We start from the raw sequence: 22,046 nt of genomic DNA on the forward strand, positions 1-22,046 counted from the left end.
TAGATAAATTATGCACAAGACGACGCTGGAACAGTGGGCTTTACTGGAAAAAGTGGTTGACGCGGGCAGCTTTGCCAAAGCCGCGGAAGAAACCCACCGCAGCCAGTCCTCGGTGAGCTATAACCTGTCGCTGCTGCAGGAGCGGCTGGGCGTGGCGCTGCTGGCGCCGGAGGGGCGACGGGCGGTATTGACCCCGGCTGGAGAACAGCTTCTCGGCCAGGTGAAACCGCTGCTGAAAGCATTTTCGTACGTCGAGACGCGCGCGGCGACCCTACGTAACGGGATGCGCACGCGGCTGGACCTGGTGGTGGACTCGATTTTCCCGCGCCGCCGCCTGTTCGCCATTCTGCGTCAGTTCCAGCAGCAGTATCCGCAAACTCAGGTCCGCCTCACGGAGGTGCTGGAAAATACCCGCGCCGATGCCATGAACAACGAGGCCGATGTGATGGTTTTAACCCGCCGCCAGGACATTACCGGGCTCGGCGAATGGCTGATGAATATCGACTTTGTCGCCGTGGCGCATCACCAGCATCCCCTCTTTAGCCTCGACGCGCCGCTGAATGATGAGATGCTGCGCCCGTGGCCGCTTATCCAGATTGCGGACAGCCAGAACGCCGCGCGGGCGGTCGGCGAGTCGTGGACGTTCTCGACCATCGACGCTGCCATAGAGGCGGTCGTCTCGCAGGTCGGCTACGGCTGGCTGCCGGAGGAACGCATTCAGCCCCAGCTGGAGCAAGGCGTACTGAAAATCCTCCCGCTGAGCCACGGCGTGCGTCGGGCCACGCCGCTGCATCTGATCGTGAAACGCACCCTCGCCCCGCTGGATGAGCAGGTTGAAACCCTGCTGGCCCTTTTTAGCCAGGAGCCGTCATCATCACCTGCTACGCTTTAAGGTCCGAACGTTAAAACGATAAGGAGCTGATGATGAAAATCGACTTTGCGGGGAAAGTGGCCCTGGTCACCGCCTCAACCGGCGGGATCGGGTTCGCCATTGCCAGAGGCCTGGCAGAAAGCGGCGCGGAAGTGATCGTTAATGGCCGCAGCACCGACTCGGTGAACAAAGGTATTCAGCAGCTGCAGCAGGTTGTGCCTGGCGTGCAGGTGCGTGCCGCCATTGCCGATCTCAGCACCGCGGAAGGGGTTGAATCGCTGCTGAAGGTCGCGAGCGACGTCGATATTCTGGTGAACAACGCCGGGATTTACGGCCCGCAGGATTTCTATGGCACCGACGATGAAACCTGGGAGCGCTACTGGCAGACCAACGTGATGTCCGGCGTGCGCCTCTCCCGCGCCCTGCTGCCGGGCATGGTGAAAAAAGGCTGGGGCCGCGTGGTGTTTATCTCCTCCGAGTCAGCCTGCAATATCCCGGCAGACATGATCCACTACGGGGTGACCAAAACGGCCCAGCTCTCGCTGGCGCGCGGGCTGGCGAAGTTCGTGGCGGGAAGCGGCGTGACGGTGAACAGCGTGCTGCCGGGCCCGACGATGTCGGACGGTTTCGCTGAAATGATGAAAGATGAGATCGAGAGAACCGGTAAATCGCTGGAGCAGCTGGCGAAAGAATTTGTCATGGCCAACCGCCCCAGCTCGGTTATCCAGCGCGCCGCCACGGTTGAAGAGGTGGCTAATATGGTGATTTATGTCTGTTCAGCGCAGGCCTCCGCCACCTCGGGCGCGGCATTGCGCGTCGATGGTGGCGTGGTGGATGACATTATTTAACGTCGTCAGGCGGCGCTGCCCGCGACACGACGGGCGGTAATGTAGCGATCCTGCCAGTAGTCATCAGTCAGGGTTGAGACCGTCACGCCCTGGCTGCTGGAGGCGTGAATAAACTGGCTGTTACCAATATAAACGCCGACGTGCTTGCGGTTCGGGCCCGTCTGGAAGAAGACCAAATCTCCCGCCTTCAGACGGTATTGCGCCACCCGAACGCCGCGATGGATCTGCTCGCTCGTCGTGCGCGGTAAGTGAAGGTGCGCCGCATCGCTGAACAGATGCTGCATGAGCGCGGAGCAATCCACTCCGCGGTGCGTGGTGCCGCCCCACTGATAGTGAGTCCCTTTCCATTTCTGGTATTGATCCAGTATCCGGGAGCGGAGTGGGCCCGTCTCCTGGTGAAGCAGGGCCGACTTTACCGGCGATTCCGCAAAGCCACTCCTCACCGAGATCATGGAGGCGGGCAGCTGAAAACTCAGCGCGGAAAACGAAGCAAAACTTAACGTGAGGATTGAAATAAGCGATCTGAATGTCATATCTAAACAGGAGCTAAGAGTGAATTTTTCCTTACCTGTGGGGGCCAACGTTCCCCCGAAATATCTTTCGATGTGGCGATAATATAGACAGCTCATTTTTTCACCAACCCTTATTGAGGCCAAAATTGGACTCACTTTCAGATCGCAAGATTGAGAAAAAAAAGGGTGGTGATGTAAGGACTGTTCAGATAAAGCAGGTAAACTGATCGACAGAATGTGTAATTCAGCTAAGACGTATTTATGACCAATATGATTGCCGACGAGACGGTGGCTAAATCCAGCGTGCTCTCTGTCTTTGACTTTGACGGAACGCTCACGCACCACGACAGCTTTATCCCTTTCCTGCGTTTTGCATTTGGGAAACGCTACTTTGCCGGTCGTCTGGTGCGCATGGCGCTGCCCACGCTTCACTGCGTGCGCCGCAAGCTGACGCGTGATGAGCTGAAGGAAGTGCTGATTAAAACGTTCCTGACGGGCGTGGACGAACGCTGGCTACGCCAGCAGGCGGAAGCCTTTTGCGAAAAATACTGGAACAAGCTGATGCGCCCCGAAGGGGTTTTGGCGGTGGCGGCTGAGGTGAATTCCGGAGCGGAAGTGACTATCTGCTCTGCGTCGCCGGCGCTGGTGCTCCAGCCGTGGGCGGACAAGCTCGGCATTAAGCTGATTGGCACGCAGCTGGAAGTGAAGGACGGCAAGCTGACGGGACGCATTACGGGCAATAACTGCCGCTGCGCCCAGAAAGTGGCGAGGCTGGAGAAGGTATATGGCGATCTGAACGACTATCATCTGCGCGCCTGGGGAGACACCCGCGGCGACCACGAACTGCTGGCCGCGGCGCAGGATCCGCACTGGCGGCACTTCCATCATCCGCGCAAGCGCCGGAATTCACCGATTAAGGGTTAAGTGCGGCCTGATGCCCTCAGCCCGGCCCTCTCCCTGTGGGGGAGGGCGAAAAACGGTACATCAGGCTTCACGTTTCCCCGGGAACATTACGCTCGCGATAATCCCCAGCGCCAGCACGCCCAAGACCACAAACAGGCTGGCCGTCGCGCCAATGCTATAACCGTGGTGCCAGAAGTGATCGGTCGCATTCAGACCCAGCTTGAACGCCACGAAGAACAGTAGCAGCACCACCGCTTTCTCCAGGTGCACCAGATACTGCTTAAGCGCTTCGAGCACAAAGTAGAGGGTACGCAGGCCGAGAATGGCGAACATCATGGCGCTGTAGATAATCAGCGGTTCGCGGCTCACGGCGATGATGGCCGGTACGGAGTCAAACGCGAACATCACGTCAGAGAGTTCTACCACCGCCACGCAGAGCAGCAGCGGCGTTGCATAGCGTTTCGCCTTCTTCACGCGGCCAACCGTTACGTCCTGGTTTTCCGGCTTCTCCAGCTCCGCATCCACCTCTTTCTGCGTCAGGATAAACGCGTGGCTGCTGATTTTCGGCCAGACGGGGTAAAAGCGTTTCACCAGGCGATAGGCAAGGTGACCCGAGTAATCTTCCACTTCGTCGCTCTCTTCATTGCGTCTGAGCATCATCACCGCCGTCCAGCCGACGACCAGCGCGAAAATCACCTCAACATACGGCCCCAGGCTCAGCAGGCTGGTGCCGATCGCCACGAAAATACCGCGGAAAACAATCGCCCCCAGCACGCCCCAGTAGAGCACGCGGTGACGGTACTTATCCGGCACGCCGAACCAGGCGAAGATCGCCATCATCACGAACAGGTTATCGATGGAGAGCACCTCTTCCAGCGCGTAACCGGTGAGGAACAGGCTCGCCATCTCGGCGCCGTGGTGGATGTACAGAAACCCGGCGAAGGCCATCGCCATCGAGAACCAGAAAACGGACCACATGGACGCACTTTTCAGCGAAACAGGTTTATCGTGACGGTGCATGAAGAGGTCGATAAACATCGCCCCAACGGCCATCACCACAAAGACAACAACGGTTTCAGTCGGGAAACCGAGATGAGCAGAAGCCATGAATCTATCCTTAACATTCATCTGCGCGCTGGCAGAGACAACGTTTGCAACAAAAAGATGAAAACGCCCGTATCACCGGGCAAGAGAATAATAATAACACTTCTTCGCGCCAGCCCGGCAATGTAAATGTGATGTTAAATTTGCCTGAGGGTGAAGGGGTTAAAAACGCGTAGCGCAACGGCATTAAGTCCTGTATTAACATGCATCCCTTTCATACCTCTCATAAAGGCCAATTATTCTTTCATTATTCTGAGAGTTTTATCAGCAGAGCATCACCCGATATTCAGCGAGTAGTAAATAAGCCGTAAAATTCTCAGAAAGAAATGCTGATTAAACTCTGATAAGAAAATCGTAACTCACTGATTTTAAATGAACAAAAGACAAATCACAGCGTTCTCACTTTATTTTTTTTAAGCTCTTGTTAACCTGATTACGACATATATTCAGACTTCTGGCGATGGAAATTGTTCATACGTACTGGTAAGCAATGATGAATACCCGCGTTAACTTTTCGCATTAACGGAATATCCGCATCGCGGACGCAATAACTCTGTTGAGTTACAACTCTGAAATAATAATGTTCTAACATTTACACACTAAGGAATAGTTTAAAGATGAATAAATCCGTCATTGCCATGGGATTATTATTGGCTGCCGCTGCCAGCCCTTCCAGCCATGCGGCAGATGCAGTTCCTGGTAAGGGTGCAGGGCAAATCAATTTCACGGGCACTATTACCGAGAGCACCTGTGATGTCGATATTAACGGTCAGGGTGGTAACCCAACGATCCAAATGGGCACTATTTCTTCTTCTGCATTTAAGCAGATTGGTGATGTTGCAGGTGCTCACCGAATCCAAATAGATCTCTCTAATTGTCAAACCGCCCTTACAGCAGCCAAGACACGATTTAGTGGTGCCTACGATCCCGTGAATCATGATCTGCTTGCGCTTAAAAAGGATGATGCGACAGCAGAAGGTTTGGGAATTGAATTTCTGAATGAAGATGGAACACTGTTGAAACTGGGTGAGAATCCAAATAAATCTGTCCCTATTACCGATGGCACCGCCTCCATGATTTATTCTGCACGTTATAAATCAACCGCTGCTACAGTCACCGCCGGTGAAGCAAATGCTGTTGCGGATTACACCATTATCTATAACTAAATTAATCAACTCAGTTCCGGGCTATGACTAAAAGCCCGGAACGCAAGGATGTTTTATGTTAAGGAAACGCTACCTGACGCTGCTGGCCTTGCTCTTTGGCTCTTGTTTGTCACACGCCAGTGTGACCTTATCCAATACGCGAGTGGTATACAATGCCGACAAGAAAGAGAGCAATGTTAACGTCAGAAACAATACTGCCAACCCTTTCCTGGTACAAAGCTGGGTACAAGGCAATGATACACAGGGTACCAAAGCCCCGTTTATTGTGACGCCACCGCTATTTCGTCTTGATGGAGGTAAAGCCAACGCGCTACGTATTATCTATAACGGCGCCGCGTTGCCGCAGGATCGTGAGTCGCTTTTCTGGCTCAACGTAAAATCGATCCCGTCCTCTTCAAGAGAGGATGTCAACAAACTGCAGATAGCGGTAAACACCCGGATCAAATTATTTTATCGCCCGGCGAATTTAGCAGATGAAACGAGGGGCATTGGCAAGAATGTTCAGTGGTCCGTTAAAAACAATGAACTCATCGTAAGCAATAAATCGTCTTATTACATTTCATTTGCGGAGGTGAAGATCAATAACAAAAAATGGACTGAGATTGACATGCTGGCACCTAAAACCAGCAAAGCACTTAAGCTGAATAACGCGCAATTAAAAAACAACGCGACCGTACAATGGAAATATATCAATGATTATGGCGGCAACAGCCCGTTAATCACACAAAAAATAGAATAACGACTTTAAAATAATAACCTCTCAGGGATATTTTTCATGACTATATTTTGGGGCATTCGTCCAGCACTTTGCTTTGCCTGGATATTACCCAGCGCACTATACGCCAGTGATTATTTCGACCCGGCGTTTCTGGAAACAGGCGGCGCGCCGCGTACCGCAGTCGATCTTTCTCTCTTTGAGAATAAAGATAGCCAGACACCAGGCGTTTATCGTGTTGACCTCTTTCTTAACAAGAAAATGATCGACACGCGCGATATCACGTTTAGGCTCGAAGAGAACGCACAGCATAAAAATATTCTCGCTCCGTGCCTTAGCAAGGAGACGCTTCAGTCGTTTGGCGTAAAAACAGCGGCCTTCCCGCTGCTGCAGGATGATACCCAGGGCTGCGCGAAACTGGCGGCAATCCCACACGCGAGCAGCGAGTTTGACTTCAGCGAGCAGGCGTTAAGACTTAGCATTCCCCAGGCGGCCCTGGACAGCCAGGCTCACGGCTACATCGATCCCGCTCGTCGGGAGCAGGGAATTCCGGGCCTGACGCTCAGCTACAACTACAGCGGCGCCAGCTGGACCTCGAATAACGGGACGGGAACCGATAGCCAGTACCTTAGCCTGCGTCCAGGTCTGAACGTTGGCCCATGGCGTTTACGCAATTTTTCGACCTGGAGCAATAGCCAGGGGCAAGCCGGTCGCTGGGAATCGGTCTATACCTATTTACAGCGCGATATCAGCGCCCTGAATAGCCAGCTGATTGTCGGGGATAATAGTTCTACCTCTGACGTCTTTGACAGCACCCCATTTCGCGGCGTGCAGCTCTACTCCGACGAACAGATGCTTCCGGGAAGCATGCGGGGCTATGCCCCCGTAATCCGCGGTATCGCCCGCACTAATGCCCAGATCACCATTTATCAGAATGGCTACAGCATTTATCAAAGCTATGTCCCGCCCGGCGAATTTGTTATCAACGACCTTTACCTCGGCAGCAGCGGCGAGCTGAAAGTTGTCGTGAAAGAGGCGGATGGCAGCGAGCAAGTCTCTTTAGTGCCCTACGCGTCGTTAGCGGTTATGCAGCGGGAAGGGCAATATAAATATGAAGTCATTAGCGGCACCTATCGTTCCAGCAGCAGCGATGCTGAGAATGCGCCGTTTTCGCAAGGGAGCCTGATTTACGGTCTTCCATGGGAAACCTCGATATACGGTGGCATGCAGGCCGCCAGTCAATACCAGTCCCTGCTCTTTGGCATGGGAAAAAACATGGGGGATTTTGGCGCACTGTCATTTGATATTACCCAGGCCTGGGCAACCACCAAGCATGCAGAGAAAAACCGGGGGCAGTCGCTACGCCTTCGCTATAACAAAAACCTGCTCTCTACCGGCACTAACGTTGCGATTGCGGGCTATCGCTACTCAACGTCCGATTACTACACGCTGGGTGAAACGCTGAGCAGCTACCACTCGGAGCACTCTATCCCGGAGCGACGTCGCAGCCGTACGGAACTGACGCTGAACCAAAATCTGGGAGACAACCTCGGCTACCTCTCCTCCATGCTGGTCAGCGAGGATTACCACACCAGCAAAAAACGCACGACCTCTGCCTCGCTGGGCTATGGCAATAGCTGGAACGGTATTAGCTATAGCCTGAACTACAGCCACTATCTGAACGTAACAAAAGAGGATAACCAGCGTCGCTATAACCAGGACAATCTGTTCAGCCTGAGCGTGAGCGTTCCTCTGGACAAATGGCTCAGCTCTGCACGTGCCGGTTACTCATTTTCCGCAGCAGATAACCGCTCGCCTGGCCACAGCGTTTCCCTGAGCGGCAGCGCCCTTGAGGACAATAACCTGAACTGGAGCATACAGCAGAACATCAATCCAGGCAGCCAGGCAAACAGCAGTGATGTATCGCTTAGCTATAGCGGACGCTATGCGCAGGTTGGCGCCGGGTATGGCTATAGCCGGGACGCACAGCGGCTGAATTATAACCTGCGAGGCGGCGTGCTGGTTCACCCGCATGGCGTCACGCTGGCGCAGTCGCTGGGTGAAACGGTCGCTCTTGTTGAAGCGCCGGATGCAGCGGGTGTCAGCGTCCGTAACCACGCTGGCGTGCGTACCGACTCCCGGGGATATGCCGTGGTGCCGTACCTGGCCCCTTATCAGGAGAGCACAATCCAGCTGAGACCCGACACGCTGCCAGATGATGTTGAGCTGGAAAGCAATAGCCATAAAGTCGTTCCCACCCGGGGAGCTATCGTTCGGGCACGTTTTACCACCGCGGTGGGTAAACGCCTGATGATGACGCTGAAAGATGCGCAGGGTAAACCCGTTCCGTTCGGCGCCGTTGTTTCTCAAAACACCACCAGCAGCATTGTGGGTGATGAAGGCAGCGTATTCCTTACCGGGATGGCAGAAAAAGGAACGTTAGACGTGAGCTGGGGTAAGAAACCCAATCAGCGTTGCCAGGTTAACTATCAGCTTTCTGGCCAGGAACCCACGATTAGCGGAATTGTGCAGTTAACACAGATCTGCAAAAAACCCGTTAATGATTTAAGGAATTAATCATGAAAAAATTAGCGTTACTCGTGTGCCTGGCAGCAGGCGGATTGATGGGATCGCCTGCCTTTGCTGCTATTCCGGGCAGTTGCTGGCCAATTGGCGGAGCAACCGTTTTTCCGATTAGCAAAAATCTCACTGCCGAACATATACCAGGGTCTGTACAGGAGGGATGGGATAATAATCGAAACTTTTCGGGCATATGCTTCTGTATAAATTCGTCCGATAAAGAAAGTGTCTTCTTTAAATTTACCAGTGACGTGCTGAAATCGGGAAGTGGTAAACGTAATGGCGAGTTTATTTACTATCCATTCGATGAAGAGAAAGGTATTAATATCGGCTTTAAGATAGACATTGGTGGTACTATCCAAAATCAAGCGACTGTTGATTTGCAAAATAGTTCAGGGGTAGATAATCAAAACATAACGAATTTAGATTGTGACGATGTTAATGAAGAACATCCGTTTAAAACGGGTTCTAGCGGGACGGTTTCAGTAGAGTTAACCAAGAAGATCACAGGCCAACATGTATACCCTGCACAAGAGCTACTTACAGTTTACGCCCGAAAAAAATCAGGTGATTTCGATCCCACTAAACCGTTTGTGAAACTCAACTTTGAAATGATTATTACTATTCCGCCAAATTGTACGATTAATGGCGGAGAACCCATTAACATCCCGTTTGGTGATATTACAGCAAATGAATTTACGCCTGAAGCCAACAGTAAGCAAAAAAGCATTCCGCTCAACGTAACCTGTGATGACGAAGCGGATGTCAGCAGGGCGGAGATTAAATTCCGCACCTCCGATTTTAATGACGCTGGTTTTATCAGAACCCGTAATAAAGAAGGAGGGGATCGCAACGATTTAGGAATAAAACTTGAACACAACGGTAATAAAATTGATGGCAGCAGTTCGGCCATTCCGACACAGGGGGGTAATGTCACTATTGTAGCTACGCCCGTGCAACAAGGAGAAAAATTTCCAGAACCGGGAAAATTTGAAGCCACCTCAACGCTGGATTTCGAGTTTAAATAAAGAAAAAACTTAATCCACTAAAGATACATCTTATTTCACTGCAACTCATAGCACTATAGAAATGAGTTGCCGGGTAACTTAAATGGATTTGTATAAGGATATATAATATGAAACTGAAAAGTAAAACGCGCGTAGCACTTTGCGTTGCGGCCTTATTAGGCGCAGGCATGACGGCCTCTCAGGCCATCGCCAGCGATATTGAGCCCTACTCAGCGCCTTTCTCCATCAAGGGAGAAAAGAGTAAAGACTATTTCGGTATGACAATGGCCACGATCGGTAAGTTTTCCGATAAGGACAATGGCTCACATATCGCGGGCGAAGATATTGTGATTACGGCCCCCTGGGGGGATAGCGCGAAAGGGCTCGCGTACGTTATTTTCGGTACTTCCGGCGGTAAAACCATGCAGGAAGTGAACAACGTAGGTGAATTCGATCCGCAAAACGCGCTTAAAATCTTCCACAGCAATAAAGCGAATAAGCCTGGCTCAGTGACGACAAAATGGATGGGCGTCGCGGTACGCAAAATTGGTGATATTAACGGCGACGGATATGACGATTTAGTCATCGCCTCCCACTGGCATGATCAGGTCTATATTATCTGGGGCGGGCCGCATCACCGCACAGGCGCGCGGCTTTCTAATCAGATAGACCTCAATGATATCGACAACGGCGATGCTCGCCTGGGTATTCGCATCCGTACGGTTAATTCTTCAGGCAATGCTAATACCGGCGGCTGGTTTGGCGCCGCGGTAGGCCCAATTAAATATAAAAATTCTGCTGTGGCCAACAAGATGGTCGATCTCGCTATCGGCGATATCGAAGGCACTGGCGGACGCGGCGGCGCGGTCATTATCTACGGCGCCCAGAAGCCTGGCGACCAGTGGCAGAACATTGATATTAAGCGCAACAGCCTGGGCGACTGGGAGATCCCTGCCGCGACCGGTGCCTATATTCGCCCGCAGATGACCGCCACCAACGGTCCGGAGAAACCGCTTAACTACAACCTCGGGCAGCAGATCGGTGATGTCGGAGATATTAACGGCGACGGCTTCAGTGATTATCTGATCGTCGACCCGGAATCCGTCAATGAAGGCCGTAAATCAGAGAACAGCGGCACTGATGGACGCGGCACGGCGTATCTTGTCTACGGCAGCAGTTTCAACCAGGGGAATCTCGACATCGCCTCGCTAAACGCGACGCAAGCGACCCGTCTTCACGGTATGGGGGCGGCTTTCCTTGGCGGTCAGTCTGGTGGAGGTGAAGGGAGTAACGATCATAGCGCCTATACGCAGGATAAACCCAATAACGGCACCATCACGCCGTTAGGTAACTTCCTGAGTACGCACTATAACGCTTTTGCCATTAGCGCCCCTGCCGACATGGGCATCGACAAAAAGCGTTCCGGGCTGGTCTGGATTATCAAAGGTAAGACCGACGGCACTAAGCTGCCATCCTCCCTGTTCCTTGATGCGGCGCACACCCGGCTGAACTTCAACAAAAACTTTAGCGTACGAGATGGCTATGCCATTTACGCCGACAGGCCAGGCAGCAAGCTGGCAGGGTTCGGGAATAGCATTCTCGGAAACGTGGATCTGAACGGTGACGGCAAGAAGGATCTGGTGATTGGCGATCCGAATGCGCTGAACTCCAGCGGCACTCAGGTGGGCGCCGTGTATGTGATCAACGGCGGTAAAAGCCTGGATGATTACGCTGACGATGAGGGCATGATCAATATTAATACGCTGGTGAGTGAAGGCGTTGCGAAAGTCTACTGGGGTAAAAATCAGTATGAAAAATTCGGTGCCTCCGTTGCGGCCGGCAGCTTCAATGGCTTCACCCAGGATAGTCTCGCCATTGGTTCTTACCGTGATAACAGCTGGACGGGTAAAGTCACCTTCCGCATTGCGGATTACATCATCCCGGATTAATTATTACGTCACCTGAATGGGGCAACACCGCCGGGGAGGAGACTCCCCGGCAATTTATTGCGCATTTTGCAGCGCCTGCGCGCACGCCCAGGCGCTCGACCATGCCCACTGGAAGTTGTACCCGCCGAGCCAGCCGGTCACGTCCATCACCTCGCCGATAAAGTAGAGCCCCGGTACGTTACGCGCTTCCATCGTGCGTGAAGAAAGCTCATTCGTATCAACGCCGCCCAGCGTCACTTCCGCTGTGCGATACCCCTCAGTGCCGTTTGGCTGAACGCGCCAGTTCGTTAACGTATCCACCAACGTTTCCTGCTCGCGGCTGTTAAGCTGCTTGAGCGACACATCCGGGATCTGCCCCAGCCCCTGCAAACACTCTACCAGACGCTTCGGCAGCTGCATCGCCAGGGTATTTTTCAGGCTCTGATTCGGGTGCGCTCCGCGCTGCTCGTTGAGGAACGCGTCCAGATCGCAGTCCGGCACCAGATTGACCGTGACGAATTCGCCCGGCTGCCAGTAGCTGGAGATTTGCAGTACCGCCGGGCCGGAGAGACCGCGGTGGGTAAAGAGCAGGTTTTCGCGGAACACCGTCCCGTCTTCGGCAGTAATAACGGAGGGAACAGAGACGCCGGAAAGCGTCTGAAGCTGCTCCAGCAGCGGCTTATGCAGCGTAAACGGCACCAGCCCGGCGCGGGTTGGCAGCACCTTCAGGCCAAACTGCTCGGCGATTTTGTAGCCGAACGGTGAGGCGCCCAGTCCCGGCATCGAGAGGCCGCCGCTGGCGATGACCAGATTTTCGGCGCTGACGGTTTCACCATTGAGCTGCAGCGTGTAGCCCTGCTCGTCGCGGGCGACCTCAAGCACTTCCGTGCGCAGGCGCATAACCACGCCGCCCTTCTCACACTCGGCCACCAGCATATCGACAATCTGCTGCGCGGAGTCGTCGCAGAACAGCTGTCCCAGAGTCTTTTCATGCCACGCGATGCCGTGCTTACCCACCAGGTCGATAAAGTCCCACTGGGTGTAACGCGCCAGCGCAGATTTACAAAAATGACGGTTCTGGCTTAAATAGGCCGCGGGTTCGACATAAAGATTGGTGAAGTTGCAGCGCCCGCCGCCCGACATCAGGATCTTGCGGCCTGGCTTTTTTCCGTTGTCCAGCAACAGTACGCGACGACCCGCCTGTCCGGCCATCGCCGCACAAAACATACCCGCCGCACCGGCGCCAATTACCACGGCATCAAACCTTTCCACGTCAAAACCCTCTTCGTTAACTGCCGCGGATTGTAAAGTTTCCTCTGTGGTCACACCAGCGTAAAAAGATATTACAAAGCCATTCCATTGAAATTTAACGATTATCCTTTCAGGCACTTTTCTCAAATCAGGTGGTATGTCAAAAAAAGTCTATATTTCACTTTGCCCGTTGCGCATTTGTCCTGGATAATGCGCCGCGTTCATGTCCTCAAAATGGCGTAACGTCCTATGCTACATTTGTTTGCCGGCCTGGATTTACATACCGGGCTTTTACTATTGCTTGCTCTGGTTTTTGTACTGTTTTACGAAGCGATCAACGGCTTCCACGACACTGCAAACGCAGTAGCAACGGTTATCTACACTCGCGCAATGCGATCGCAGCTTGCGGTTGTTATGGCGGCGGTATTTAACTTTTTTGGTGTCCTCCTGGGCGGACTGAGCGTTGCGTATGCGATCGTGCATATGCTGCCAACGGATCTGCTGCTTAACGTGAGTTCCGGTCATGGCCTTGCCATGGTGTTCTCAATGCTGCTTGCTGCCATTATCTGGAACCTCGGTACCTGGTATTTTGGCCTGCCTGCATCCAGCTCTCACACTCTCATCGGCGCGATTATCGGTATCGGGTTAACTAACGCCCTGATGACCGGGACATCGGTTGTTGATGCGCTGAACCTGCCTAAAGTACTGGGCATTTTCGGCTCTCTGATCATCTCCCCTATCGTGGGTCTGGTGGTAGCGGGTGGATTGATTTTCATCCTGCGTCGCTACTGGAGCAACACGAAGAAACGCGCGCGTATCCACCTCACGCCAGCAGAGCGTGAGAAGAAAGACGGCAAGAAAAAGCCGCCGTTCTGGACGCGTATCGCCCTGATCATTTCCGCTATCGGCGTGGCCTTCTCTCATGGCGCGAACGACGGGCAGAAAGGCATTGGTCTGGTGATGCTGGTTCTGATTGGCGTCGCTCCGGCGGGCTTCGTGGTGAACATGAACGCGTCTGGTTACGAAATTACCCGTACCCGTGATGCGGTCAACAACGTTGAGACCTATTTCCAGCAGCATCCTGAGCTGCTGAAAAAAGCGACCGGCGTTGATCAGCTGATCCCTTCCCCGGAATCAGGTGCAACGACGGCACCGGGCGAATTCCACTGCCATCCGGCTAACGCGATTAACGCGCTGGAACGTGCCAAAGGCATGCTGGGCAATATCGAAAGCTACGATAAACTGGCCGTTGAACAGCGTGGTCAGCTGCGTCGTATCATGCTCTGCATTTCTGACGTGACCGATAAAGTCGCGAAGCTGCCAGAGGTGAATTCAGACGACAAACGTCTGCTGAAGAAACTGAAAAGCGACATGCTCAACACCATCGAGTACGCGCCAATCTGGATCATCATGGCCGTCGCGCTGGCACTGGGTATCGGTACAATGATTGGCTGGCGTCGTGTGGCGACCACCATCGGCGAGAAGATCGGTAAGAAAGGCATGACCTATGCGCAGGGTATGTCCGCGCAGATGACGGCTGCGGTATCTATCGGTCTGGCAAGCTACACCGGTATGCCGGTATCCACCACCCACGTACTCTCCTCGTCCGTGGCAGGTACCATGATTGTTGACGGCGGCGGTTTGCAGCGCAAAACCGTGACCAACATTCTGATGGCCTGGGTGTTCACCCTTCCGGCGTCCATCCTGCTGTCTGGTGGTCTGTACTGGATTTCGCTGAAGCTGATTTAATCGGTTGAAGGCGACAAAAAAGCGGGTCAGGAAACTGGCCCGCTTTTTTTATGGCTGTTATTTGTAGTCAGACGTTTTATAACGTCAGGATTTCCTGAACATTTTTTGTCCAGCCCTATATCAAAGAAAAATCTATCATGGCACCCAGAAGAAAAACCAGACAAAGGAGAATATATGGCTTCTGTCCCTATTGCAGGACCAGGTTCAATCGTTATAGCGAACAACATGCGTGAAGCACGCCTTCACGGTATGTCGCGTAATATGGCCACACCCTCAACGTATTATTGGTTCTACCAAAAAGTCCGCAATGGTGGTCCCTGGGATTATAAAAAATTCGACCCATACTTTGCAGCATTTGGTAACTTCAATTTCGGCGCCGCCGGAACTGCTGCGGGCATCCCCGCAAATATCCTTCTTATGGGCGCAGGCTGGGCTCAAAGCCGTGCTGGCACCTCAAAACCTGAATGGGGAAAATGGCACGAAAAACCACCTTACGGGGACGACCCGACGGACCAACGCAATATCAGAGAAGGAATAGAGTATGCCATTCAAAACGGCTACTAAATGGATTCATCGCCTTGTGACATTATCGCTTTTAGCTCTTGTCATTGGATTTTTTTGGCTCAACCACCAGCCCAACCGGCAAGCGAGTGATGAACTTCAACGCGTTTATCAATTATCTGACCGCGTCTGGCTCTATATGACCGTGAACAACCAAGGCGGCGCAACCGTGCCAACAATCTACCGCTACTATCTCTCGCAAGAGATAGCAGGGGAAGATACTGACATTATCCAACAGCTCGCAATGAAGCATCCGGTCATTGAAGGTACAGGCACAATTACCTCTGCCAGCATTGATGCAAACGGAGAAGTGAAAATTACCTATAGCGGGAAGGTCATCTCGATTGAGGACACTGTTTCAAATCTCCAGTTCTCAGTTAAGCCCTGAGCCAGATGAAACAAGGCGGGGCTTACCCCGCCTGCTGTCATGCTCAGTGCCAAATCATCAATGCAATCATGCTGACCACGACCAGCCCGCACAGGGCGCTGGTCAAAATGAACTGACGACGCAGACGCTCGCAGCGACGGATAAATTCTTCATCGTGATGATCGCGGTAGCGCTGGTAGTAGATATACCCCACCAGACGCATCTGCTTGCTGGGCTGTCCATGCGAGGTGAAGAACCCTCCACCGTCCACATACTGATACAGCAACGGATCGCAACCACGAAGTACCACTAACAGCGCACGTAACGATGAGAAGTAGCGCGCCATATTCACTATGCAAACTACGCATAACGCCCAAAACAATGCGACGGTGCTAATCATACATCCTCCCCGGCGTCCGCCCACGAAGCAAGGCTCCTGAGCTACCGCACCCCAATGCCCTGACAGACAGTTCAGTGAAAGAATGACCAAAAGTCGATCCGGTTCGCGTTTTAATATCCGAACGGCTCATTAAATAGTGTAGGAGATCCATTAATTTTTTTGCCACAAGGTTAATCGTTATCAACACCAAAGCTTGAAAAATATGTTTAACTGGGCCGTAATGAAAGCATCAGACGACGGCTTTCCCATTTAGTCATCGATAACTTAAGGAAGGAGTAACACTATGGCTTACAAACACATTCTCATCGCGGTAGATCTCTCCCCGGAGAGCAAAGTGCTGGTTGATAAAGCGGTATCCATGGCACGTCCCTACAACGCGAAAGTCTCCCTGATTCACGTTGATGTGAATTACTCCGACCTCTACACCGGTCTGATCGACGTTAATCTGGGCGATATGCAGAAACGCATCTCCGAAGAGACGCATCACGCGCTGAGCGAGCTCTCCACCAACGCGGGCTATCCGATCACCGAAACCCTGAGCGGCAGCGGCGACCTGGGCCAGGTGCTGGTTGATGCGATTAAGAAATACGATATGGACCTGGTGGTATGCGGTCACCATCAGGACTTCTGGAGCAAGCTGATGTCTTCAGCGCGCCAGCTGATTAACACCGTTCACGTGGACATGCTGATTGTTCCGCTGCGCGACGAAGAAGACGAGTAAGTAAAGCACGTACCTTAGCTTACCCCTCACCCCAACCCCTCTCCCCAGAGGGGCGAGGGGCTCGATCGTTCCCTCTCCCCTATGGGGAGAGGGCTAGGGTGAGGGGACATAAATATCAAACCGATGCCCTTTCGTGGTCACCGCGTTGGTCGTGGCAACGTCCGCCAGCGGCGGCGCGTAGTCCGGGCGCTTTACCACCACCCGCTTCGTCGCGAGCTGACGAGCCGGCTCCAGCAGGCCATCTGCGTCTAAATCCGGCCCCACCAGCGACTGAAACACCCGCATCTCTTTCTTCACCAGCGCGCTTTTCTGCTTATGCGGGAACATCGGGTCGAGATAGACCACCTGCGGACGCGGGGAGATATCGGTCAGCGCCGTCAGGCTGGAGGCGTGGATAAGCTGCAAACGCTCCTGCAGCCACGGGCCGATTTCCGGGTCCGCGTAGCCTCGCGTTAGCCCGTCGTCGAGCAGCGCGGCCACCACCGGATTGCGCTCCAGCATCCGCACGTGACAGCCCACCGACGCCAGCACAAACGCATCGCGCCCCAGACCCGCCGTGGCGTCCACCACGTCCGGGAGATAGCTCCCCTTAATGCCGACCGCTTTGGCCACCGCTTCGCCGCGACCGCCGCCGAATTTGCGCCGGTGCGCCATCGCGCCGCCAACGAAGTCGACAAAAATCCCGCCGAGCTTCGGTTCGTCGCGCTTGCGTAATTCGAGATGCGCTGTCGTCATCACCAGCGCCATCAGGTTCTCTTCATCGTGTTCCAGCCCCCAGCGGGCCGCCAGAACAGATAAGGCGCCGTCTCCGGCGCCCGTTTCATCAACTAAGCAGATCTTCACGTAACAATCAGCCTTTAATTCCGTAATGCTCAAGCATCGCATCCAGCTGCGGCTCGCGGCCGCGGAAGCGTTTGAACAGCACCATTGGCTCTTCAGAACCGCCGCGGGTCAGGATGTTGTCGAGGAACGACTGGCCGGTTTCACGGTTGAAGATCCCCTCCTCCTCGAAGCGAGAGAAGGCGTCTGCCGCCAGCACGTCGGCCCACAGGTAGCTGTAGTAGCCCGCCGCGTAGCCGCCCGCGAAGATGTGGCTGAACGCGTGCGGGAAGCGGCCCCAGTTCGGCCCTGGAATAACGGCAACCTGCTTTTTAATCTCGGCCAGGGTTTCGAGGATTTTCGCCCCCTGCGCCGGGCTGAACTCGGCGTGCAGGCGGAAGTCGAACAGGCCGAACTCCAGCTGACGCAGAATGAACATCGCCGCCTGGTAGTTCTTCGCCGCAAGCATTTTATCCAGCAGTTCTTTCGGCAGCGGTTCGCCGGTCTCGTAGTGGCCGGAGATAAACGCCAGCGCGTCCGGCTCCCAGCACCAGTTTTCCATAAACTGGCTCGGCAGCTCGACCGCATCCCACGGCACGCCGCTGATGCCGGCAACGCCGGCGGTTTCGATGCGGGTCAGCATGTGGTGCAGGCCGTGACCGAACTCGTGGAACAGGGTGATCACTTCGTCGTGGGTGAACAGCGCAGGCTTGCCGTTCACCGGACGGTTGAAGTTACAGGTCAGGTAGGCGACCGGCTTCTGCAGGGAGCCGTCGGCTTTACGCATCTGGCCCACGCAGTCGTCCATCCACGCCCCGCCGCGCTTGTTCTCACGCGCGTAGAGATCGAGGTAGAAGCTGCCGCGCAGCTCGTTTTTCTCGTCATACAGTTCGAAGAAGCGCACGTCCGGGTGCCAGACGTCGATGTCGGTACGCTCTTTGGCAGTGATGCCATAGATGCGTTTAACCACCTCGAACAGGCCGTTAACGGCTTTGTTTTCCGGGAAGTACGGGCGCAGCTGCTCGTCGCAGATGCTGTAGAGGTGCTGCTTCTGTTTTTCGCTGTAGTAAGCGATATCCCACGGCTGCAGCTCGTCCACGCCGAACTCCGCTTTCGCGAAGGCGCGCAGCTGGGCCAGCTCTTTCTCCCCCTGAGGACGGGCGCGCTTCGCGAGGTCGGTCAGGAAGTCGAGCACCTGCTGCGGGTTTTCCGCCATTTTGGTGGCGAGAGATTTATCCGCGTAGCTGTCGAAGCCCAGCAGCTGGGCCAGCTCGTGGCGCAGAGCGAGGATCTCCGCCATCACCGGGCTGTTGTCCCACTTACCGGCATTCGGCCCCTGGTCGGAGGCTCGGGTGCTGTACGCGCGATACATCTCTTCGCGCAGGGCCTGGTTGTCGCAGTAGGTCATCACCGGCAGATAGCTCGGGATATCCAGCGTTAACAGGAAGCCCTCCTGCTCTTTCGCTTCGGCCTGGGCTTTCGCCGCCGCCAGCGCGCTTTCCGGCATACCGGCCAGTTCGGATTCATCGGTAATCAGCTTCGTCCAGCCCATGGTGGCGTCGAGGACGTTGTTGCTGTACTGGTTGCCCAGCTCGGACAGGCGCGCGGCGATTTCACCGTAGCGAACCTGCTTCTCTTTTGGCAGACCAATCCCGGACAGCTCAAAGTCACGCAGCGCGTTATCGACCGATTTTTTCTGCGCCGTGTTCAGTTCGGCATAGTGGTCGCCGTCGCGCAGGTCGCGGTAGGCTTTGTACAGCCCTTCGTGCTGACCAACCCAGGTGCTGTACTCGGAGAGCAGCGGCAGGGTTTGTTCGTAAGCTTCGCGCAGCTCCGGGCTGTTTTTTACCGAATTCAGGTGGCTCACCGGGGAGAAAATACGCCCAAGCACGTCGTCCACTTCGGCCAGCGGCTGACACAGATTTTCCCAGGTGTACGGCCCGCCCTGCGCGACCACGCTTTCTACCGCCGCGCGGCAGTTGTCCAGCGACTGGGTAACGGCTGGAACCACATGCTCAGGGAGGATTTTAGAAAACGGCGGCAACGAAAAAGGCGTCAGTAATGGATTGGTCATAAACGCTGTCCTGTTGAAATAGGTGAATGAAGCGCGCATCCGGCGCTGTGCATATTGTTCAGTAATGGGGTTAAGTGTAGAGGATTTCAATAGCCGCGCTTGCCGGGCCTGCGGGTAATCTGTGCCGTTCTGCTGTAAACTGTGGCAAATCGTCAATTCAGCGGAATATCATTACCCATGCTCAGTTATCGCCACAGCTTCCACGCTGGCAACCATGCCGACGTCCTCAAACACACCGTTCAGAGCCTGATCATTGAATCGCTCAAGGAGAAAGAGAAGCCGTTTCTCTATCTGGACACCCATGCGGGCGCGGGCCGTTATCAGCTGAGCGGCGAGCATGCCGAGCGTACCGGCGAATACCTTGAGGGCATCGCCCGCATCTGGCAGCAGGACGACCTGCCCGCCGAGCTGGAGCCTTACATTGGCGTGGTGAATCACTTCAACCGCAACGGCCAGCTGCGCTACTACCCTGGCTCACCGCTGATTGCCCGCCAGCTGCTGCGCGAGCAGGACAGCATCCAGCTGACCGAGCTGCACCCGAGCGACTTCCCGCTGCTGCGCTCTGAGTTTCAGAAAGACAGCCGCGCCCGCGTCGACAAAGCCGACGGCTACCAGCAGCTGAAAGCCAAGCTGCCGCCGGTTTCCCGTCGCGGCCTGGTACTGATCGACCCGCCGTACGAGATCAAAACCGACTATCAGGCGGTGGTGACCGGCATTCACGAAGGCTATAAACGTTTTGCCACCGGCACCTATGCCCTGTGGTACCCGGTAGTGCTGCGTGCGCAGATCAAGCGCATGATCAAAGACCTTGAGGCGACAGGCATCCGCAAAATCCTGCAAATTGAGCTGGCGGTACGCCCGGACAGCGACCAGCGCGGCATGACCGCCTCCGGCATGATTGTGATCAACCCGCCGTGGAAGCTCGAAGCGCAGATGAACAACGTGCTGCCGTGGCTGCACAAAACGCTGGTGCCAGCCGGAACGGGCCACGCCACCGTCAGCTGGATCGTGCCGGAGTAATCGCAGCCATCGGTGGAAACTATTGATTTCAGGTATACAATCGCGGCAATTCACGATTAAGGACAAGAGCTATGACTAAGCATTATGACTACATCGCAATCGGCGGCGGCAGCGGCGGCATCGCCTCCATCAACCGCGCGGCCATGTACGGCCAGAAGTGTGCGCTGATTGAAGCCAAAGCGCTGGGCGGCACCTGCGTGAACGTGGGTTGTGTACCGAAAAAGGTGATGTGGCACGCGGCGCAGATCCGCGAAGCGATCCATATGTACGGCCCGGACTACGGCTTTGACACCACGATCAACCATTTCGACTGGGACAAGCTGATCGCCAGCCGTACCGCCTACATCGATCGCATTCATACCTCGTACGATAACGTGCTGGGCAAAAATAACGTAGACGTGATCCACGGCTTCGCCCGCTTTGTGGACGCGAAAACGATCGAAGTGAACGGCGAGACGATCACCGCCGATCATATCCTGATCGCCACCGGCGGCCGTCCAAGCCACCCGAACATCCCGGGCGCGGAATACGGCATCGACTCCGACGGCTTCTTCGAGCTGCCTGCCCTGCCTGAGCGCGTTGCCGTGGTGGGCGCGGGCTATATCGCAGTAGAGCTGGCTGGCGTGATTAACGGCCTGGGGGCGGAAGCGCACCTGTTCGTGCGTAAACACGCGCCGCTGCGCAGCTTTGACCCGCTGATCGTCGATACGCTGGTTGAAGTGATGAACGCCGAAGGCCCGACCCTGCACACCAGCGCCGTGCCTAAAGCGGTTATTAAAAACGCGGACGGCAGCCTGACGCTTGAGCTGGAAGATGGCCGCAGCCAGACCGTCGACTGCCTGATCTGGGCGATTGGCCGTGAACCGGCGAACGACAGCTTCAACCTGGCCGTAACCGGCGTTAAAACCGACGAAAAAGGCTACATCGTCGTCGATAAGTTCCAGAACACCAGCGTGCCGGGCATTTACGCCGTCGGTGATAACACCGGTGCGGTTGAACTGACTCCGGTCGCCGTTGCGGCGGGCCGTCGTCTCTCCGAGCGCCTGTTCAACAACAAGCCGGACGAGCATCTGGACTACAGCAATATCCCGACCGTGGTCTTTAGCCACCCGCCAATCGGCACCGTCGGCTTAACCGAGCCGCAGGCGCGCGAGCAGTACGGCGACGACCAGGTGAAAGTGTATAAATCCGCGTTCACCGCGATGTATACCGCCGTCACCTCCCATCGTCAGCCGTGCCGCATGAAGCTGGTCTGCGTGGGCCCGGAAGAGAAGATTGTCGGTATCCACGGCATCGGCTTCGGTATGGATGAGATCCTGCAGGGCTTCGCGGTAGCGCTGAAGATGGGCGCGACCAAGAAAGACTTCGACAACACCGTGGCGATCCACCCAACGGCGGCGGAAGAGTTTGTTACGATGCGATAATGCAGAAGCCCCTCTCCGGAGGGGCT

General features: G+C 54.8%; 20 protein-coding genes. 14 read left to right on the forward strand and 6 right to left on the reverse strand.

The features are described from left to right. Positions 1-10 precede the first annotated feature (10 nt). Both USG84_RS18070 and USG84_RS18075 read left to right on the forward strand, forming a co-directional pair. Positions 11-892 carry a LysR family transcriptional regulator gene (locus USG84_RS18070; RefSeq protein ID WP_151412424.1) on the forward strand — a complete coding sequence of 294 codons (882 nt, stop codon included), beginning with the start codon at positions 11-13 and terminating at the stop codon, positions 890-892. A gap of 32 nt (positions 893-924) precedes the next feature. After that, a complete protein-coding gene (locus tag USG84_RS18075) occupies positions 925-1,719 on the forward strand; it encodes an SDR family NAD(P)-dependent oxidoreductase (protein WP_253543519.1) in 795 nt (264 codons plus the stop codon). A 5-nt stretch (positions 1,720-1,724) separates the two neighbouring features. On the opposite strand, the gene USG84_RS18080 is transcribed toward USG84_RS18075, so the two are convergent. Beyond that, a complete protein-coding gene (locus tag USG84_RS18080; RefSeq protein WP_061096820.1) occupies positions 1,725-2,252 on the reverse strand; it encodes an NlpC/P60 family protein in 528 nt (175 codons plus the stop codon). Between the two features lie 240 nt (positions 2,253-2,492). On the opposite strand from USG84_RS18080, the gene USG84_RS18085 reads away from it, so the two are divergent. Further along, positions 2,493-3,155 carry an HAD family hydrolase gene (locus USG84_RS18085; protein WP_080441982.1) on the forward strand — a complete coding sequence of 221 codons (663 nt, stop codon included), beginning with the start codon at positions 2,493-2,495 and terminating at the stop codon, positions 3,153-3,155. A gap of 60 nt (positions 3,156-3,215) precedes the next feature. Here the strand turns inward: USG84_RS18085 and USG84_RS18090 are convergent, their stop codons facing one another. Further along, on the reverse strand, positions 3,216-4,241 hold the full coding sequence (locus tag USG84_RS18090) for a TerC/Alx family metal homeostasis membrane protein (protein ID WP_151412423.1): 1,026 nt from the start codon (positions 4,239-4,241) through the stop codon (positions 3,216-3,218). 614 nt (positions 4,242-4,855) lie between these two features. Here USG84_RS18090 and USG84_RS18095 point away from each other — a divergent pair. The 5 genes from USG84_RS18095 (at position 4,856) to USG84_RS18115 (ending at position 11,655) form a co-directional block, all read left to right on the forward strand. Next, the gene (locus USG84_RS18095) at positions 4,856-5,404 is read left to right on the forward strand and encodes a fimbrial protein (RefSeq protein ID WP_061096818.1); all 549 of its coding nucleotides are present in this window, start codon (positions 4,856-4,858) and stop codon (positions 5,402-5,404) included. A 55-nt stretch (positions 5,405-5,459) separates the two neighbouring features. Continuing rightward, positions 5,460-6,143, forward strand: coding sequence for a molecular chaperone (locus USG84_RS18100; RefSeq protein WP_151412422.1), 684 nt, complete (start codon positions 5,460-5,462; stop codon positions 6,141-6,143). A gap of 36 nt (positions 6,144-6,179) precedes the next feature. After that, a complete protein-coding gene (locus USG84_RS18105) occupies positions 6,180-8,696 on the forward strand; it encodes a fimbria/pilus outer membrane usher protein (RefSeq protein ID WP_253543409.1) in 2,517 nt (838 codons plus the stop codon). 2 nt (positions 8,697-8,698) lie between these two features. Then, a complete protein-coding gene (locus USG84_RS18110) occupies positions 8,699-9,727 on the forward strand; it encodes a fimbrial protein (RefSeq protein ID WP_151412419.1) in 1,029 nt (342 codons plus the stop codon). A gap of 107 nt (positions 9,728-9,834) precedes the next feature. Then, positions 9,835-11,655 carry an integrin alpha gene (locus tag USG84_RS18115; protein WP_151412418.1) on the forward strand — a complete coding sequence of 607 codons (1,821 nt, stop codon included), beginning with the start codon at positions 9,835-9,837 and terminating at the stop codon, positions 11,653-11,655. Positions 11,656-11,709: 54 nt separating this feature from the next. On the opposite strand, the gene USG84_RS18120 is transcribed toward USG84_RS18115, so the two are convergent. Next, positions 11,710-12,906 (reverse strand): NAD(P)/FAD-dependent oxidoreductase, encoded by a 1,197-nt coding sequence (locus USG84_RS18120; protein WP_151412417.1) that lies wholly within the window; start codon positions 12,904-12,906, stop codon positions 11,710-11,712. 228 nt (positions 12,907-13,134) lie between these two features. On the opposite strand from USG84_RS18120, the gene pitA reads away from it, so the two are divergent. The 3 genes from pitA (at position 13,135) to USG84_RS18135 (ending at position 15,583) form a co-directional block, all read left to right on the forward strand. Then, positions 13,135-14,634 (forward strand): inorganic phosphate transporter PitA, encoded by a 1,500-nt coding sequence (gene pitA, locus USG84_RS18125; RefSeq protein WP_061096814.1) that lies wholly within the window; start codon positions 13,135-13,137, stop codon positions 14,632-14,634. A gap of 174 nt (positions 14,635-14,808) precedes the next feature. Continuing rightward, positions 14,809-15,198 (forward strand): polymorphic toxin type 44 domain-containing protein, encoded by a 390-nt coding sequence (locus tag USG84_RS18130; protein ID WP_061096813.1) that lies wholly within the window; start codon positions 14,809-14,811, stop codon positions 15,196-15,198. After that, positions 15,176-15,583, forward strand: a complete 408-nt coding sequence (locus USG84_RS18135) for a hypothetical protein (protein ID WP_151412416.1) — start codon at positions 15,176-15,178, stop codon at positions 15,581-15,583. The genes USG84_RS18130 and USG84_RS18135 overlap by 23 nt, the downstream gene beginning before the upstream one ends. Before the next feature lie 43 nt (positions 15,584-15,626). Here the strand turns inward: USG84_RS18135 and uspB are convergent, their stop codons facing one another. Then, positions 15,627-15,962, reverse strand: coding sequence for a universal stress protein UspB (gene uspB / locus USG84_RS18140; protein ID WP_003861224.1), 336 nt, complete (start codon positions 15,960-15,962; stop codon positions 15,627-15,629). 283 nt (positions 15,963-16,245) lie between these two features. On the opposite strand from uspB, the gene uspA reads away from it, so the two are divergent. Beyond that, entirely contained in the window at positions 16,246-16,683 is a 438-nt protein-coding gene (gene uspA / locus USG84_RS18145; RefSeq protein WP_003861223.1) for a universal stress protein UspA, read from the forward strand. A gap of 93 nt (positions 16,684-16,776) precedes the next feature. Here uspA and rsmJ read toward each other — a convergent pair whose 3' ends face one another. Together rsmJ and prlC are read right to left on the reverse strand one after the other, a co-directional pair. Then, positions 16,777-17,526 carry a 16S rRNA (guanine(1516)-N(2))-methyltransferase RsmJ gene (gene rsmJ / locus USG84_RS18150; RefSeq protein ID WP_151412415.1) on the reverse strand — a complete coding sequence of 250 codons (750 nt, stop codon included), beginning with the start codon at positions 17,524-17,526 and terminating at the stop codon, positions 16,777-16,779. Positions 17,527-17,533: 7 nt separating this feature from the next. Further along, positions 17,534-19,576, reverse strand: coding sequence for an oligopeptidase A (prlC, locus tag USG84_RS18155; RefSeq protein WP_253543410.1), 2,043 nt, complete (start codon positions 19,574-19,576; stop codon positions 17,534-17,536). 177 nt (positions 19,577-19,753) lie between these two features. Between prlC and USG84_RS18160 the strand changes: the two genes are divergently transcribed. Continuing rightward, positions 19,754-20,596 carry a 23S rRNA (adenine(2030)-N(6))-methyltransferase RlmJ gene (locus tag USG84_RS18160; RefSeq protein WP_061096809.1) on the forward strand — a complete coding sequence of 281 codons (843 nt, stop codon included), beginning with the start codon at positions 19,754-19,756 and terminating at the stop codon, positions 20,594-20,596. 71 nt (positions 20,597-20,667) lie between these two features. Beyond that, positions 20,668-22,020, forward strand: coding sequence for a glutathione-disulfide reductase (gene gorA / locus USG84_RS18165; RefSeq protein WP_151412414.1), 1,353 nt, complete (start codon positions 20,668-20,670; stop codon positions 22,018-22,020). Positions 22,021-22,046: the final 26 nt, after the last annotated feature.

The organism is Enterobacter sp. 168J2 (genome assembly GCF_034107265.1).
GTDB classification, from domain to species: Bacteria; Pseudomonadota; Gammaproteobacteria; order Enterobacterales; family Enterobacteriaceae; genus Enterobacter; species Enterobacter nematophilus.

What these genes read in the sequence shown, in the direction of transcription:
- uspB (WP_003861224.1), bottom strand. Translation starts at nt 15,962, where the DNA reads ATGATTAGCACCGTCGCATTGTTTTGGGCGTTATGCGTAGTTTGCATA.
- USG84_RS18080 (WP_061096820.1), bottom strand. Translation starts at nt 2,252, where the DNA reads ATGACATTCAGATCGCTTATTTCAATCCTCACGTTAAGTTTTGCTTCG.
- uspA (WP_003861223.1), top strand. Translation starts at nt 16,246, where the DNA reads ATGGCTTACAAACACATTCTCATCGCGGTAGATCTCTCCCCGGAGAGC.
- USG84_RS18105 (WP_253543409.1), top strand. Translation starts at nt 6,180, where the DNA reads ATGACTATATTTTGGGGCATTCGTCCAGCACTTTGCTTTGCCTGGATA.
- USG84_RS18115 (WP_151412418.1), top strand. Translation starts at nt 9,835, where the DNA reads ATGAAACTGAAAAGTAAAACGCGCGTAGCACTTTGCGTTGCGGCCTTA.
- USG84_RS18090 (WP_151412423.1), bottom strand. Translation starts at nt 4,241, where the DNA reads ATGGCTTCTGCTCATCTCGGTTTCCCGACTGAAACCGTTGTTGTCTTT.
- USG84_RS18110 (WP_151412419.1), top strand. Translation starts at nt 8,699, where the DNA reads ATGAAAAAATTAGCGTTACTCGTGTGCCTGGCAGCAGGCGGATTGATG.
- USG84_RS18135 (WP_151412416.1), top strand. Translation starts at nt 15,176, where the DNA reads ATGCCATTCAAAACGGCTACTAAATGGATTCATCGCCTTGTGACATTA.
- gorA (WP_151412414.1), top strand. Translation starts at nt 20,668, where the DNA reads ATGACTAAGCATTATGACTACATCGCAATCGGCGGCGGCAGCGGCGGC.
- pitA (WP_061096814.1), top strand. Translation starts at nt 13,135, where the DNA reads ATGCTACATTTGTTTGCCGGCCTGGATTTACATACCGGGCTTTTACTA.
- prlC (WP_253543410.1), bottom strand. Translation starts at nt 19,576, where the DNA reads ATGACCAATCCATTACTGACGCCTTTTTCGTTGCCGCCGTTTTCTAAA.
- USG84_RS18100 (WP_151412422.1), top strand. Translation starts at nt 5,460, where the DNA reads ATGTTAAGGAAACGCTACCTGACGCTGCTGGCCTTGCTCTTTGGCTCT.
- USG84_RS18075 (WP_253543519.1), top strand. Translation starts at nt 925, where the DNA reads ATGAAAATCGACTTTGCGGGGAAAGTGGCCCTGGTCACCGCCTCAACC.
- USG84_RS18070 (WP_151412424.1), top strand. Translation starts at nt 11, where the DNA reads ATGCACAAGACGACGCTGGAACAGTGGGCTTTACTGGAAAAAGTGGTT.
- USG84_RS18130 (WP_061096813.1), top strand. Translation starts at nt 14,809, where the DNA reads ATGGCTTCTGTCCCTATTGCAGGACCAGGTTCAATCGTTATAGCGAAC.
- USG84_RS18095 (WP_061096818.1), top strand. Translation starts at nt 4,856, where the DNA reads ATGAATAAATCCGTCATTGCCATGGGATTATTATTGGCTGCCGCTGCC.
- USG84_RS18085 (WP_080441982.1), top strand. Translation starts at nt 2,493, where the DNA reads ATGACCAATATGATTGCCGACGAGACGGTGGCTAAATCCAGCGTGCTC.
- USG84_RS18160 (WP_061096809.1), top strand. Translation starts at nt 19,754, where the DNA reads ATGCTCAGTTATCGCCACAGCTTCCACGCTGGCAACCATGCCGACGTC.